Below are 14440 nucleotides of genomic sequence, written 5' to 3'. Positions count from 1 at the left end.
TCGTTGCCCGGTAATCGTGAAGCCAGCCGGGTCGTCGGGGAACTTTGGTTTCGATGCATCACGCGAGAGCAGTGGCGTTGGGCGAGAGCTCGAAGTTGAGGGAGTGAGATGGACGGGGCAGCGGCGCGTAACCGGAATTCCGAGCAGACCGACCCGCAGGACGCGAACGCGATCGGCGAGGACGGACTGACCCGCCGCGACCACGACATCCTGTCCTTCGAGCGCCAGTGGTGGAAGTACGCGGGCGCCAAGGAAGAGGCCATCAAGGAACTCTTCGACATGTCCGCCACCCGCTATTACCAGGTGCTGAACGCGCTGGTCGACCGCCCCGAGGCCCTCGCAGCCGACCCGATGTTGGTCAAGCGACTGCGCCGGCTGAGGGCGAGTAGACAGAAGGCGCGAGCCGCACGTCGCCTCGGATTCGACATCACCTAGGTGTCGGCGGACGCGGCGCGGCCTCTAAGGTCATTCGAGTGAGCACTCCTGAGCAGCCACCGAGCGGACCGCCGCTGCGTGCGTTCGCGATGGTCCTGATTGCGCTCGCGATCGCCTTTGCCGGTATCGGCGCCATGGCGCTGTCCGGAAACGATTCCGAGTCGGAGCAGCCCGAGACCACTTCGAGCGTGGCGCGGGCGGCGGGCAACGGGGCCGCCTCGGTCACCTCCGCCAAGCCGCCTGCCGCGGTCACCTCGGCCAGGCCGCCCGCCGCGATCACGTCGACCACGGCTGCCGCCACCACCACGACGGCGCCGGTGCTGGACAAGTCGGCCGTGTCGGTCCGGGTGCTCAACAACAGCACGGTCAGCGGCCTGGCCGCGCAGACCGCCAGGACCATCGAGTCCGACGGCTGGACGGTCGGCGAGACCGGCAACTACAGCGACGGCTCGGTGAGCTCGACCACCGTCTACTACTCGGCCTCGTCGCCTGCGGAGAAGGCGGCCGCGACGGAGATCGCCGCGACGCTGGGTGTGTCCGCCGAGCCACGGTTCCCCGGCATCACGAGCGCGTCGCCCGGCGTCATCGTGATCGTCACCGCGCCCTAGGTGGACGCACCAGCGGACAACCGTTCCGCGCGCGCGTCTATGATCAGTTCACTGCCAGCCCATCTAGAAGGAGCGGTTTGATGGCCCTGCTTACCCGACGCGACTCGCACCTCGGCGGTGCCGAGAATGCACGCCGTCCCGCCCGCGTGTCCTGGCGCGTCGTCGCCCCGATGGTCGCGATCGCGGCCGTTGGCCTCACCGCGTGCTCCAACGGCCAGGAGCCGAGCGACGTCCCCGGTACCACCCCTCCGGTGTGGACGGGAGCGTCCGTGCCGGGCCACGGCGCGGCAGAAGGTGGCCACGGATCGGCGGCCGAAGAGGGCGCGATCTCCGTCGAGCTCAAGGACGCGAAGGGTGCCGAGGTCGGTACCGTCCGCTTCACCGAGGGTGACGGGTTCGTCCAGGTCTCGGTCGAGGCCGAGCACCTCACCCCCGGCTTCCACGGACTGCACGTCCACGAGGTCGCCAAGTGCGAGGCGAACTCGGTGGCGCCGTCCGGCGGCGCGCCCGGCGACTTCCTTTCCGCCGGTGGGCATTTCCAGGCGGAGGGTCACACGGGACATCCCGCGAGCGGCGACCTGACCTCGCTGCAGGTGCGCGAGGACGGCACCGCGGAGCTGGTCACCACCACCGACGCCTTCACCCTCGAGGACCTGCGTAACCACGGCAAGGGCACCGCGATCATGGTGCATGCCGGCGCGGACAACTTCGCCAACATCCCGACGCGGTACACCCTCCCGGAGAACGCTCCTGTGCCGGACCAGGCCACGCTGGCCACCGGTGATGCCGGCGGCCGCGTCGCCTGCGGCGTCATCGAGTAGACACTGATCGCTCAGAACGACCCCTCACCGCCACGGTGGGGGGTCGTTCTGGTGTTCGCCGGTGCAGGTCCCGGTGACGGCGGCAGCCGGATCGCTGTGGTTGGATTCCCAGTGTGGGAGTCCACTTCGCCGGTTCGCCCCGGCCGACAATCGGCGTCGAGTGGGAGATCGCCCTGGTCGACAAGGCCACCCGCGATCTCTCGAACACCGCGGGACAGATCTTCGACGCGGCGCACTCCCTCGCGGGTGGTGAGTCACCGCGCCTGCACAAGGAGCTGCTCCGCAACACCGTCGAGCTGGTCACCGGGATCTGTGACACCGTCGGCGAGGCGATCGACGACCTGAGCGAGACCCTGCACCTGGTGCGCCGGGTCGCCGACCCGATCGGCGTCGACCTGTTCTGCGCGGGCACCCATCCGTTCGCGGAATGGTCCACCCAGCAGCTGACCCGCAGCCCGCACTACGACGAGATGATCGAGCGCACCCAGTGGTGGGGACGTCAGATGCTGATCTGGGGTGTGCACGTGCACGTCGGGATCTCCTCGGCCGATCGGGTCTTCCCGATCCTCAACGCGTTGCTGGTGAAGTACCCTCACCTGCTTGCGCTTTCCGCCTCGTCGCCGATGTGGACCGGCGTGGACACCGGGTACGCCAGCAACAGGGCATTGATGTTTCAGCAGCTGCCGACGGCCGGTCTTCCGTTCCAGTTCGAAACCTGGTCGCAGTTCGAGGGATTCGCCCACGATCAGATCAAGACCGGCGTCATCGACAAGCTCGGTGGGCTGCACTGGGACATCAGGCCCGCACCGCAGTGGGGGACCATCGAGGTGCGCGTCTGCGACGGCGTCTCCACCCGGACCGAGCTGGGCGCGATCGTCGCCCTCATCCACTGCCTGGTGGTGTATTTCGACCGCAAGCTCGACGCGGGCGAGGAGCTGCCGGGGATGCCGCCGTGGCACGTGCAGGAGAACAAGTGGCGGGCCGCGCGGTACGGGCTCGACGCGGAGATCATCCTCGACGCCGACAGCAACGAGCGACTGGTCACCGACGACCTGGACGATCTGCTGGAACAGCTGATGCCGGTGGCGAGGTCGCTCGGTTGCGCCGACGAACTGGCGCGGGTGGCCGACATCCCGCGGCGCGGCGCGTCCTACCTCCGTCAGCGCGAGGTCGCCGCGGCCTCCGGCGGTGACCTGACACTCGTCGTCGATTCCTTGGTGAACGAGCTCGACACGTAAGGCCGCGTTCATGCTCCGTTTACTATGGACCGGTGGTGATCAACGACTCACCGGTCTCAGGGACCGGTCGGCTCTCGTTGCGGTCGCACCCCATCCTCATCTCGGCGGGCGTGGTCCTGGTCGCGGCCCTGGTCGCGCTGCAACTGGCCGCGATGCGCTACGGCTTCGAGGGACCGCTGCACAGCCTGGCCAAGGATTTCGTCGGCACTCCCAAGTCGATGTCGCTGCCGTGGGCGGGATTCGCGCTCGCGCTCGTGGGGCTCACGAACCCGCAGCGGATCCGCGCGCTGGCCGCCGCGGTGGTCCTCGACCTGCTGTTCGCGGCGGGTCGGTTGCTGTTCGACGGGCCCGTCGCCATCGGGAACGGCCCCACCCTCGTACTGACCGGGATCGGGCTCTACGCGACGGTGGCCTGGACCGGCGACCAGCGTCGTAGCGCGCTGCGCGGCGTCGGGCTCGGCGCGCTGCTGATCCTGGCCACCAAGGTCGGCGATGTCTGGCTGCAGATCACCGTGCTGACCCGCCCGCTGGTGCTCGACGAATACGTGCAGCTCGCCGACCGGGCGCTGGGCAATCCGTCCTGGGTGATGGGCGGCGTCGTCGATTCGCTCGGCAGCGTCGGCTACGGGGTTCTGCACTGGGTGTACATCGAGCTGCCGGTCGCGGCGATCGTCGTCGCCCTGTATCAGCTCCGCAACGGCTGGCCGTCGCACTACCTGGTGCGCACCTTCCTGCTCATCGGGCTGATCGGTCCGCTGTTCTACCTGCTCTTCCCCGTGGTCGGCCCGGACTTCGCCTTCGGCACCGCGGGCGCGGGCTCCCAGCTCGGCAACTACTGGCCCGCCGTGGTGCCGAATGTCGTCGACCCGGCTGCGATCCCGTTCGACAGCCCGGCGCCGCGCAATTGCATGCCCAGCCTGCACACCGCCTGGGCGCTGGCGATCTTCATCCACTCGCGGAGCGGTCCGCGGTGGCTGCGCTGGGGTGGCACCTTCTGGCTGGTGTGCACGCTGATGGCCACCCTCGGGTTCGGCTACCACTACGGCGTCGACCTGGTCGCGGGCGTCGTGCTGTGCCTGACCCTGGAGTCCGCGCTGCGCGATCCCGAGCGGGGCTGGGGCCGGTTCCGCGTGCGGCTCGTGGTCGGCGGGGCGGTCGCGTTCGCGGCGCTGCTGCTCGGCTATCGGTACCTCGCGGTCGAGATCGCGGAGTACCCGCTGTTCTTCGGTCCGCTGATCCTCGGCGTCATGGGCGCCGTGGTGCTCGGGTTCTATGCGAGCTTCTTCGCCGCACCGGGGACCGCGCTCGGTCGGTGGGGCGGACGGGTCGAGGCAGACCCGGTTCCGGTGCGCGCCGCGAGCTAGCGGACGAGGCCGCTCGGCGGGTCCGAACCGCGCCGCGGGCGGGGTACGGCTGCACGTCTCGGGGTCGGTCCGCTACGGTGACCTCGATTCGACGGACTGAGTGAGGAATTCGGCGGGCCGCAACCACAGGCGTCCCTTCCGGTTACCCGCGAGCCACTGTCGACGGGAAACGGTGGAGGACGCGTGCGGGAGTCTGTGGGAGTGACGCTCGGCAAGGAGGGCGTGCGGGCGGTCCTCATCGACACCCACGTGCCCGGTCTCGGGCCGGTGGACAGCCGCTTCGAGGACCGCGCCGGAGACGATGTCGGGCAGGCCGTCTGGGCCACCGAGCAGATGGTGGACCGGGCAAGGCGGATCGGACTGAACCCGACGGCGGTCGGGATCGTCGCCGCGGACCCGGCTGCGGCGGAGGCGATCAAGGCGAAGCTGGGCAGCGACGGCGTGCCGGCCGTCACGGTGGTCGGTGCGGCCGAGGCCCGGCTGGCCTTCCTTCGCTCGATACCCGAGTTGGCAGGCGCCCGTACCGCTCTCGTTCTCGCCGAGTGGCCGGGCGAGGTGCTCGCCCACGCGGTCGACCTACGGTCCGGTGCGGCGCAGGCAGGCGTCCAGCGGGTGACCGCGGGGACGTTCAGTGAGGTGTCCTTCACCACCGCGCTGCTGGAGGACATGCAGTCGGGTGCCCCGCGTGGCAAGGTCGCCGTCGTCGTGCTGGGAATCCGGCCGTCCGAGACGAGCGTGATCCGTTCCGCCGCCGCTGCGCTCGGGCTGGCCGCCGTTGTCCCGTATGCCGGCCGGTGGCATCTGGCGACCGGCGCCGCGATCAGCGCTGCGGAAGTGCAGACGTCCGTGCCCGCCGCGTTCGCGGCGACGGCGGCGGGGGAGACGAAGGCACTTCCCAAGGGAAAGGTGCTCGCCGGTGCGGCCGCGGTCGTCGCGGTCCTGCTCGCCGGTCTCACGGCCGTACTGGTGACGCCGGCTCCGTCCCCCACGTCGACGCAGGGACCGGTCGCGCCGACCACACCCGAGCGCAGCGATGTCTCCGAGTTGAAATCGCCCGGTCTCCCCGTGGACCCCTGTGCGCGGGTCGGCGCACCCGGACCCACCACCGCGCCGGCCAGCTGGCGCGCGGGCGGGCTCAGCTATTCGGTGCGGTTGGTCAGCGACCCCGACCCGTCGCAGCCCGACCCGGCCGACCTGCCGGCGCCACACAAGCCGCGAGCGTCGGGCACGCCGGGTGCTTCCGGTGCCCCAGGGCCGTCGGGTTCGCCGGGACCGTCAGGTGTGCCGGGAACGTCAGGTGTGCCGGGATCGCCGGGAACGTCGGGGACGTCGCCCGCCGACCCGTGTGGCCGCTGACGTATGAATCGCGCCGCGAGCTAGTCGTTCTGGTGGCGTCTGTTCCGAAAACCACCCGAGAACAACTAGTTCGCGGAACCATGCATCGGTGATGAGTCGACGCGGTGCGGTGTTTCTGGCGTTGGCCACTGCGTTGGCAGGGTGTGGATACATTCACGGGCCCGCGCCCGTCCGGGAGCCTGCGGAGATCGTGAGCGCGGCGACGTGCCGGATGCCGGTGGACCTTGATGGGATAGCGACGACACCGCCGGATCTCGTGGCGATGCAGCCGCGACCTGGCACCGTTCCCGACGACTTCGAGCCGGTGGCGGCCATCACCTGCGACCCGACCTCAGCTCGAACCATCAACGCCGATCTGACGGCCAGTTTTGCCGAGCATCGGTGGGAGGGAGATTTTTCCGGGGCGATCGCGAAGCTGAACGCGCCGTCCGAGGGAAGCCGCCTCGACCAGGGCACCTGCGGGATCGCCAGCATGGTGGCCATTCCGGATCTGTGGCTGATCGACGCCGCGGGTCGGGCGATCCGGCCGTCGTATCCGGTCGACGAATGCAAGTTTCAGCGTATCGGCGGATTGAGGGCGGTCGAGGCGCTCGAGAACGTCGGGCGGGTCGATCATCGCGTCCAGCTGCGGCCCGATGGGGTGGAGCAGCTGATGGGGTGCGGCACGGTTCCTGCCCTGCCTGTGGCTGGAGCGGGCGTTCTGGTCCCAGGCGACTACTCGGTGCGGAGTTCGGTGTGTCGATACCGATTCGATGCCGCTGGTGTCGCGTTCGCCGGGGCGGAGAGCCTGTGGGACAGTCTCGACCCGTACTTCGAGGCGCTCGAACCGGCTCCGCCCTGCACGTCGACGGCGAGTGCGGCCGCGGGAACCAGTCTGTCCCTGTTGGGTCCCGAGTACACCGCGCCGGTACCCGTCCTGATCGAGCTCGATGGTTGCCGCCGGGTCCTCGTCGACGGTTTTGTTCCGGTCTTGGCGTCGCCGGAACTGCTCGCACTCGTCGCGTAACACATGAATCGCGCCGCGAGCTAGTCGTTTTGGTGGCGTCAGTGCCGAAAACTGCCCGAGAACAACTAGCTCGCGGATAGGTTCCCGCGGATGGGCCGCGTACCGAAGCTTCCTGCCGGGCCGATCCGTCGCGCGACGCTGCTGCAGACGATGACGGCGTGGCAGATCTCGCGCGACTACACGCCCGTGTTGAACGGGGTGTACGTGCGGTCCGACCAGCCCGTCGACTACCCGCAGCGGTCGCGGGCGCTGGGCGTCGCGTTCCCGGACGGGGTGCTGTCCGGGTGGTCGGCCGCCGCGCTGCACGGGTACCGGTACGTCCCCGAGCGGGTAGAACCCGAGCTGATCCTGCCGCGCCCGGCGAGGCGTCGGGTGGGTGTGCGGTTCGGATACGGTGCGCTGGCCGTCGACGAGCACGAGGACGTCTACGGGTACGAGCTGACCTCACATCTGCGGACCGCGTACGACTTGGGCCGCCGACTGCCGCTCGACCGGGCCGTCGAGGCGGTCGACGGGCTCTGCAACCTCGGTCGTTGCGACCCCGATGGGCTGCACGCGCTGATCGAGCGGCATCGCGGAGACCGGGGGCTCAAGCAGTTGCGTCGGGTCGTCGAACTGGCCGACGGCGGCGCGGAGTCCCCGTGGGAGACGCGGACCCGACTGCTGGTGGTGCGCGCGGGATTCGAGAAGCCCGAGACCCAGGTGCTGTTGGTCGACGGGGACGGCCGACTCGTCGCGCAGGTGGACATGGCGTGGCCGACGTACCGGGTGGTGCTCGAGTACGACGGTGACCACCACCGGGAACGGGACCGCTACGCGCGGGACATCCGCCGCACGAACAGCATTCGTCGTCTCGGGTGGGATGTCGTGGTGGCCACGAAGGAGATGGTCCTGCGGCACCCCGATGAACTGCTCGAGCGGGTCGCCTCGGCGCTACGGGCAGGCGGCGCGACGGACCTGCCGGCGGGGAACGGTCGTCGGTAGCCTGGGCGAGAGCTGGAAGGGGGGACGCGGATGCACGCTGTGGTGGCGATTGCAGCCCTGGTGGCCGCCTGTGTCGCCCTGGACCAGGTCGGGCTGTGGGCAGAGCGGCGCGGGTGGATCTATTGGCGCAAGCGCAGACCGCCGGTCGACGGTGGTGCGGTCACCGGCGCGTTCGGGGAGATCCAGTCGCTGCTGTCGCCCTCGCACCGGCACGTCGTCGACGAGCAGCGGACGCAGAAGTCGCTGCGGCACGACGCGTCGAGCGGCGACGGCACCCGGATGCGGATCGACCTGGGCGGCGGTACGGTCCGGCTCGACCCACCGCGCGGCTCAAGCGACTGAGCTACTCCGGCCCGTCCTTGCGGTCGAGGTCCCCGACGATGCCGAGCCCGTCGCGACTGCGCTGCTCGCGGTAGGCCACCCGACCTACTGTGTGCGCGATGACCGGTGCGGTCAGCAGGGTGAACAGCCCGACCAGCACCAGCATCCAGATGTCGACGTTGCCGCGGAGCCGGATCACCGCCCCGATCAACACCAGCACCAGGCCGATCACCTGGGGCTTGGTCGCGGCGTGCATGCGGGAGAGGGTGTCCGGGAAGCGCACGATCCCGATCGCGGCGGTCATGGCGAGCAGCGCGCCCAGCAGGATGAGAACGGCGGCGACGACCTCGAGCACGGTGTTCACTGGTCGTCACGCACCCGGAACCGCGCCACGCTGACCGAGCCGACGAAGCCGACAAGGGAGAGCGCGACGATGGCGGGCACCAGCGTGGTGTCGAGGCTGTAGGCGGCCCACACCGAGAGCCCGCAGATGGCCACCGCGACCAGGGTGTCCATCGCGACCAGACGGTCCAGCGTGGACGGACCGTCGAGCAGTCGGAACGAGGTCATCACGGCGGCCACCGACAGCATCACCCCGGCGATCACGAGCACTGTCGTCACGGCAGATCCTTTCGGTCGGTGGGCTTGAGCGCGGAGGGGTCGAAGACGGGGTTGTCCACGTGCCACGGCGAGGGCTTCCACTCCTCGTCGCGCTCGAACGAGGCGATGAACAGTCGCTCCAGCTGCCGCACGGTCCGGTAGAACTGGTCGACGGCCTTGTCGGTGCCCACGTCGAGCACGTGCACGTACACCATCCGCTTGACCTGATCGACCTCCAGCACCATGGTGCCGGGGATCAGGTTGAGCACGTCGATGCACAGGGTCAGCACCAGATCGGACTTGATGGCCAACCGGGCGCGCAACACACCGGTCACCGGGGGCGGACCGGGACGAACCGCCAGCCAGGCCACCTGCGCGCTCGACTGCGCCGCGTACACAATGCAGAGCCCGACCAGCTTGGCGATCGACCACAGGTGGATCCGGCCCTCGACCGGTACCCGGGGTAGCGGGAGCAGCACCATGATCAGCACCCCGACGGCCAGGCCGCCGAGGATGTTCGCGACGCTGATGTTGCCCCACAGCAGGATCCACACCGTGGTCAGCCACACCAGGACCCCGACGCGGAGCACCCGTTCCCGGTTCATCGCGTACCCCCCGCCGCGGCCGCCTGCTCGGCGTATCCGGGTCCGAGGACGGCGTCGATGTAGATCGAGCGGTCCCGCAGGTCCGCGGCCGCGCGGTCGGTGATCGCGATGAACTGGCCGGCGAACAGGGTCAGGGCCAGGCCCACCACGACCACGCCGATCGTGGGGATCAGCATCAGGGCCGGCATCCGGCCGACGTCGGCGCGGTCGTCGAAGGCGATGTCCTCCTCGGACTCGTCGATCAGGGCGGACGGACTGACGTCGGCGAGGTCGCCCTCGGGGGCGTCGGCGCGCGAGCGCCAGAATGCCTTCGTCCAGACCCGGGCCACCACGTACAAGGTGAGCAGGCTCGTGACGGTGCCGCCCGCGACCAGCACCCAGGACAACGCGCTCGGGTGCGCGACGCCCGCCTGCAGCAGGGCGACCTTCCCGATGAAGCCGGAGAACGGCGGGATGCCCGCCAGGTTCAGCGCGGGCACCAGGAACACCAGCGCCAGCACCGGGCTGGCCGCGGCCAGCCCGCCGAGCCTGCGCAGCGAGGACGACCCGGCCTGCCGCTCGATCAGGCCGACCACCAGGAACAGGGCGGTCTGCACGATGATGTGGTGGGCGACGTAGTAGATGGCGCCGGACAGGCCCTGCTGGGTGGACAGCGCGATGCCGAACACCATGTAGCCGATGTGGCTGACCAGGGTGAACGAGAGCAGTCGTTTGATGTCGGTCTGCGCGATGGCGCCGAAGATGCCGACCAGCATGGTGAGCAGGCCGCAGATCATCAGCACGTTGTCGAGCTCGCCCTGCGGGAACAGCAGGGTGTGTGCCCGGATGATCGCGTACACACCGACCTTGGTGAGCAGGCCCGCGAACACAGCCGTCACCGGGGCGGGCGCGGTCGGGTACGAGTCGGGCAGCCAGGTCGAGAGCGGGAACACCGCGGCCTTGATGCCGAACGCGACCAGCAGCACGCCGAAGACCGCGGTCCTGGTGCCGACCGGGATGCCGTCGAGCCGGGTCGCCATCTGGGCCAGGTTGAGGGTGCCGGTGGCGGCGTAGGCGAGGGCGATGCCGACCAGGAAGATCAGCGAGGACACCATCGAGACCATCACGTAGGACACGCCCGCGCGCACCCGGTCGGCGCTGGCGCCGAGCGTCAGCAGTACGAACGACGCGGCGAGAAGCACCTCGAACCCGACGTACAGGTTGAACAGGTCGCCCGCAAGGAACGCGTTGGAGATGCCCGCGGTCAGCGCCAGGTAGGTGGGCAGGAAGATCGACACCGGCTGGCGTTCGGTGCCGTCGTGGATGCCCTGCCCGACCGCGAATCCCATGACGGCGAGCAGCACGATGCTCGAGACCACCAGCATCACCGCCGACAGCTGGTCCACCACCAGGGTGATGCCGATCGGCGAGTCCCAACCGCCGACCTGCAGCGTGGCGATGCCGTCGCGGTCGGTGAGGTACAGCAGCAGGCAGGCGACGACCAGGCCGATCACGAGCGCGGACATGGTGACCGCGCGCTGGAACCGCGGTCTGCGGCCGCCGATGAGGGTGACCGCCGCGGCCAGCATGGGCACCAGCACGGGCAGCGGTATCAGGGTGTGGATCAGATCGGGGGACAGGGTCATTCGCGATCACCGCCAGGAACTCGGAGCGGTTCGTCGCCATCCGAGTCGAACTCGTCGAAGTCGCCCTCCCGCAGGTCCTCGTAGCACTCGAGGTCCTCGAGGTTCTTGAGCTGTTCGAGCGGGATCGGATTGCCCTTGTCGTCGAAGGCGTCGCCGCCGAAGGTGGAGTCGCCGGTGATCGGGTCGTCGGAGCGGTCGTGATCCGGTGCCTCGGCGGGGCTGCGGCGGCGGATCACCTTGGTGTCCTCGGGGTCGTTCTCGACCGCGTCCTTGGTGTTGATCTTGTACGACCGGTAGGCCAGCGCCATCACGAACGCCGCGATGCCCATCGTGATCACGATCGCGGTCAGGATCATCGCCTGCGCCAGCGGGTCGGCCATGTTGTCGTACACCGCGTTCGTCCGCCCGACGATGGGCGCGCTGCCCGGGGGCCCGCCGACGGTGAGGATGAGCAGGTTCACGCCGTTGCCGAACAGCAGCAGCCCCAGCAGCATCTTGGTGATGCTGCGCTCGAGCAGCAGGTACACCCCGCAGGCGATCAGCACGCCGACCACGATGAGGATGCCGAAGTTCGCGCTCATCAGGCGTTCACCTCGACCTCTGCGTCCAGACGCGCGCCGAGGCTGCGCAGCACGTCGAGCACGAGTCCGACCACGATCAGGTACACACCGAGGTCGAAGAAGATCGCGGTCACCATCTTGATGTGGCCGAGCAGCGGCAGCGTGACCTCCAGGGTCGCGGAGGAGAGCGCGGGGGCGCCGAGGAACAGCGACGCCATCGCGGTGCCCGCGGAGAACATCAGGCCGAGCCCGAGGATCTTGCCCGCGTCGATGGGGACCGCCTCGCCGAGCTCGTAGCGACCGCCCGCCAGGTACCGGAGCACCAGCGCCAGGCCCGCGGTGAGCCCGCCCGCGAAGCCGCCGCCCGGCGCGTTGTGGCCGGAGAAGAAGAAGTAGACGGACAGCACCATCATCGTCGGGAAGATCATCCGGGTGGTGATCTCCAGGACCAGCGACCGGTGCCGGGGGTCGATCAGGTCGCCGCCGCGCAGCCAGGTGGTCTCCGAGCTCGACGCGGCTTCCTCGGCCCCCGGCGCGTCGGACACGCGTGGCGCGGTGCCGAACCGACGGGTCCGGAACACCAGCGAGGCGACGCCGGTCGCGGCGACCAGCAGCACCGAGATCTCGCCGAGGGTGTCCCACGCGCGGATGTCGACCAGCAGCACGTTCACCACGTTCTTGCCGTTGCCGATCGTGTAGGCGGCCTCGGGCAGCTGCAGCGAGATCGGCGCGGTGTTGCGGGCGTTCATCGCGTACGCACCGAGCGCCGTGACTGTGGCGCCGACCGCGGCGCCGAGCAGGGCGCGCGGCACCTTGAAGCCGACCGACTGCCGCTCGTCGGTCTCGGCGGGCAGCTTGCGCAGCACCAGCACGAAGATCACCAGGGTCAGCGTCTCCACCAGGAACTGGGTCAGGGCCAGGTCCGGCGCGCCGTCGAGGGCGAAGATGACGCCGCAGCCGTAGCCGCCGACGCCGACCAGGATGACGCTGGCCAGGCGGTTGCGCATCACGGTCGCGGCGAGTGCGGCGGCGATCATGATCAGCCCGACCGCGAACTGGATCGGGGACTCCCACAGCCGCAGATTGACCCCGGTGTCGGTGTTCAACACCAGCAGGATCGTCGGCAGCAGCACCAGGGTGACGAGGATCGACGCCTGCGTCAGCGGCAGCGAACCGCGCTGGGTGGTGCCGGTCAGCTTGATCGAGATGGTGTCCATCGCGCGCAGGGTGGCGTCGTACACGCGGTCGGCGTTGCCGAGCGGCGGATGCTCGAAGCGCAGCCGGCTGACCCAGCGGTGCGCGACGAACAGCACGGCGCCGCAGCCGATCACCAGGATGGTCAGATACAGCGGCAGGCCGAAACCGTGCCACAGCGCGAGGTGGTAGTCGGCGTTCCCGTCGGCGGGCAGCGTCTGCGCGTACGGGCTGAGCAGGCGGTCCATCACCGGGGCCGCCAGGCCTGCGGCGAGTCCGCCGACGGCGAGCAGGGCGGGGACGAACAGGAACAGCGGGCCGGCGGCGTGCATGCCCTGGACGGCGGGGCTCGGCCGCTTGAGCTGCTTGCGGCCGAACGCGCCCCAGATGAACCGGATGCTGTACGTCACGGTCAGGATCGAGCCGGCGACGACCGTGGCGAGCACCAGGGTCCGCACGGGCGGGCTCAGCGCGTTGGTGGTGGCGATCGCCTCGAGGGCGCCCTCCTTGCCGACGAAGCCGAGGAAGGGCGGCAGCCCCGCCATGCTGGCGGCGGCGAGGACCGCGATGACGCACAGCGCGGGGGCGCGCTTGCCCAGGTGGGCGAGCTTGCGGATGTCTCGGGTGCCGGTGGTGTGGTCGATGACGCCGACCACCATGAACAGCGCGGCCTTGAACATCGCGTGTGCGACCACCATGGTGATGCCTGCCAGCGCGGCGTTCCGGTCGCCGATGCCGACCAGGGTGATGAGGAAGCCGAGCTGGCTGACGGTGCCGAAGGCGAGGATCAGCTTCAGGTCGAAGGCCCGCAGCGACCGCCAGCCCGCGAGCAGCATCGACGCCAGCCCGAGCGTGATCACGGTGACCCGCCACGGTGCGGAGTCGGCGAACCCGGGCGCGAGCCGAGCGACGAGGTAGATGCCCGCCTTCACCATCGCCGCCGCGTGCAGGTAGGCGCTGACCGGTGTCGGGGCGGCCATCGCGCCCGGCAGCCAGAAGTGCATCGGCACGATGGCGGACTTCGACAGCGCGCCGATGAGGACCAGCACCACACCGACGCCAGCGAGCCAGCCGCCGGGCGGGTCGGCGAGCAGGTCGGAGATCAGGTAGCTGCCGCCGACCTGGCCGAGGATGAGGAAGCCGACCAGCATCGCGAGGCCGCCCGCGGTGGTCACCAGCAGCGCCTGGGTGGCGGCCCGGCGGCTCGACGCCCGCTCCGCGTAGTGCCCGACCAACAGGAACGAGAGCACCGTGGTCAGTTCCCAGAAGATGTAGAGGATGAGCATGTTGTCGCTGGTGACCAGGCCGAACATGGCGCCGGCGAACGCGACCATCTCGGCGGCGAAGATGCCGAGGCGGGGCTCGTCGTCGGTGAAATACCGCGAGCAATAGACCAGCACGAGGCTGCCGATCCCGAGGATCAGCGCGGACATGATCGCGGCGAGGGCGTCGAACCGCATGTCGATGTCCATCGACAGCCCGGGCGCCCACTGTATGTGCAGGCTCTGCTGCGTACCCCAGTTCTTGATCACCCAGCCGAGGCTCGCCAGCGGCACCAGGGCGAGCGGGAGGAATGCGTTGCGGCCCATCGCTCGCACCACAAGCGGCGCCAGGACGGCGGCGATCGCGTGGGCAAGCAGGACAGCGAGCAATGGGCACTCCGTCGTTTGTTCGTGTGCGGCGGCGGGGTGTCAATACGCCCCGGAGGTACCCGGGGCTCGAT

General features: G+C 69.7%; 15 protein-coding genes. 9 read left to right on the top strand and 6 right to left on the bottom strand.

What is annotated here, in order from left to right:
* The first annotated feature begins 108 nt into the window (after positions 1–108).
* The 9 genes from napA (at position 109) to ABIC28_RS15780 (ending at position 8154) form a co-directional block, all read left to right on the top strand.
* Complete coding sequence (gene napA, locus ABIC28_RS15820; RefSeq protein WP_027501275.1) at positions 109–435, top strand: nucleoid-associated protein NapA; 327 nt, start codon at positions 109–111, stop codon at positions 433–435.
* Between the two features lie 38 nt (positions 436–473).
* The gene (locus ABIC28_RS15815; RefSeq protein WP_097210142.1) at positions 474–1043 is read left to right on the top strand and encodes a LytR C-terminal domain-containing protein; all 570 of its coding nucleotides are present in this window, start codon (positions 474–476) and stop codon (positions 1041–1043) included.
* Positions 1044–1123: 80 nt separating this feature from the next.
* A complete protein-coding gene (gene sodC / locus ABIC28_RS15810; protein WP_097210332.1) occupies positions 1124–1864 on the top strand; it encodes a superoxide dismutase[Cu-Zn] in 741 nt (246 codons plus the stop codon).
* A gap of 113 nt (positions 1865–1977) precedes the next feature.
* The gene (locus tag ABIC28_RS15805; RefSeq protein ID WP_097210143.1) at positions 1978–3102 is read left to right on the top strand and encodes a glutamate--cysteine ligase; all 1125 of its coding nucleotides are present in this window, start codon (positions 1978–1980) and stop codon (positions 3100–3102) included.
* 92 nt (positions 3103–3194) lie between these two features.
* A complete protein-coding gene (locus ABIC28_RS15800; RefSeq protein WP_502945030.1) occupies positions 3195–4466 on the top strand; it encodes a phosphatase PAP2 family protein in 1272 nt (423 codons plus the stop codon).
* Between the two features lie 183 nt (positions 4467–4649).
* A complete protein-coding gene (locus ABIC28_RS15795) occupies positions 4650–5822 on the top strand; it encodes a DUF7159 family protein (RefSeq protein WP_269588501.1) in 1173 nt (390 codons plus the stop codon).
* A gap of 190 nt (positions 5823–6012) precedes the next feature.
* The gene (locus ABIC28_RS15790) at positions 6013–6828 is read left to right on the top strand and encodes a hypothetical protein (RefSeq protein WP_354579721.1); all 816 of its coding nucleotides are present in this window, start codon (positions 6013–6015) and stop codon (positions 6826–6828) included.
* A gap of 90 nt (positions 6829–6918) precedes the next feature.
* Complete coding sequence (locus tag ABIC28_RS15785; RefSeq protein ID WP_354579719.1) at positions 6919–7812, top strand: DUF559 domain-containing protein; 894 nt, start codon at positions 6919–6921, stop codon at positions 7810–7812.
* A gap of 30 nt (positions 7813–7842) precedes the next feature.
* The gene (locus ABIC28_RS15780) at positions 7843–8154 is read left to right on the top strand and encodes a DUF6191 domain-containing protein (protein ID WP_269588505.1); all 312 of its coding nucleotides are present in this window, start codon (positions 7843–7845) and stop codon (positions 8152–8154) included.
* Between the two features lies 1 nt (position 8155).
* Here the strand turns inward: ABIC28_RS15780 and mnhG are convergent, their stop codons facing one another.
* Genes mnhG through ABIC28_RS15750 form a run of 6 tightly spaced genes read right to left on the bottom strand, consistent with a single transcriptional unit; the run spans position 8156 to position 14369 of the window.
* Positions 8156–8497, bottom strand: a complete 342-nt coding sequence (gene mnhG, locus ABIC28_RS15775; protein WP_097210148.1) for a monovalent cation/H(+) antiporter subunit G — start codon at positions 8495–8497, stop codon at positions 8156–8158.
* Positions 8494–8754: a monovalent cation/H+ antiporter complex subunit F gene (locus ABIC28_RS15770; RefSeq protein ID WP_097210149.1), complete on the bottom strand. Its 261-nt coding sequence runs from the start codon at positions 8752–8754 to the stop codon at positions 8494–8496. Before ABIC28_RS15770 ends, mnhG begins: the two co-directional genes overlap by 4 nt.
* Positions 8751–9338: a Na+/H+ antiporter subunit E gene (locus ABIC28_RS15765; RefSeq protein ID WP_209928512.1), complete on the bottom strand. Its 588-nt coding sequence runs from the start codon at positions 9336–9338 to the stop codon at positions 8751–8753. The genes ABIC28_RS15770 and ABIC28_RS15765 overlap by 4 nt, the downstream gene beginning before the upstream one ends.
* Positions 9335–10963 (bottom strand): Na+/H+ antiporter subunit D, encoded by a 1629-nt coding sequence (locus ABIC28_RS15760; protein ID WP_097210151.1) that lies wholly within the window; start codon positions 10961–10963, stop codon positions 9335–9337. The genes ABIC28_RS15765 and ABIC28_RS15760 overlap by 4 nt, the downstream gene beginning before the upstream one ends.
* On the bottom strand, positions 10960–11544 hold the full coding sequence (locus tag ABIC28_RS15755; RefSeq protein ID WP_209928513.1) for a Na(+)/H(+) antiporter subunit C: 585 nt from the start codon (positions 11542–11544) through the stop codon (positions 10960–10962). Before ABIC28_RS15755 ends, ABIC28_RS15760 begins: the two co-directional genes overlap by 4 nt.
* A complete protein-coding gene (locus ABIC28_RS15750; protein ID WP_097210153.1) occupies positions 11544–14369 on the bottom strand; it encodes a Na+/H+ antiporter subunit A in 2826 nt (941 codons plus the stop codon). Before ABIC28_RS15750 ends, ABIC28_RS15755 begins: the two co-directional genes overlap by 1 nt.
* Positions 14370–14440: the final 71 nt, after the last annotated feature.

Source organism: Rhodococcus sp. PvR044, from assembly GCF_040548995.1.
Classification (GTDB): Bacteria; Actinomycetota; Actinomycetes; order Mycobacteriales; family Mycobacteriaceae; genus Rhodococcus_G; species Rhodococcus_G oryzae.
Note: the sequence above shows the minus strand (reverse complement) of the source record. Positions and strands in the feature narration are given on the sequence as shown.

Excerpts from the sequence above, each read along its gene's own strand:
- sodC (WP_097210332.1), top strand. The coding sequence starts at position 1,124 with ATGGCCCTGCTTACCCGACGCGACTCGCACCTCGGCGGTGCCGAGAAT.
- ABIC28_RS15785 (WP_354579719.1), top strand. The coding sequence starts at position 6,919 with ATGGGCCGCGTACCGAAGCTTCCTGCCGGGCCGATCCGTCGCGCGACG.
- napA (WP_027501275.1), top strand. The coding sequence starts at position 109 with ATGGACGGGGCAGCGGCGCGTAACCGGAATTCCGAGCAGACCGACCCG.
- ABIC28_RS15780 (WP_269588505.1), top strand. The coding sequence starts at position 7,843 with ATGCACGCTGTGGTGGCGATTGCAGCCCTGGTGGCCGCCTGTGTCGCC.
- ABIC28_RS15760 (WP_097210151.1), bottom strand. The coding sequence starts at position 10,963 with ATGACCCTGTCCCCCGATCTGATCCACACCCTGATACCGCTGCCCGTG.
- ABIC28_RS15765 (WP_209928512.1), bottom strand. The coding sequence starts at position 9,338 with ATGAACCGGGAACGGGTGCTCCGCGTCGGGGTCCTGGTGTGGCTGACC.
- ABIC28_RS15755 (WP_209928513.1), bottom strand. The coding sequence starts at position 11,544 with ATGAGCGCGAACTTCGGCATCCTCATCGTGGTCGGCGTGCTGATCGCC.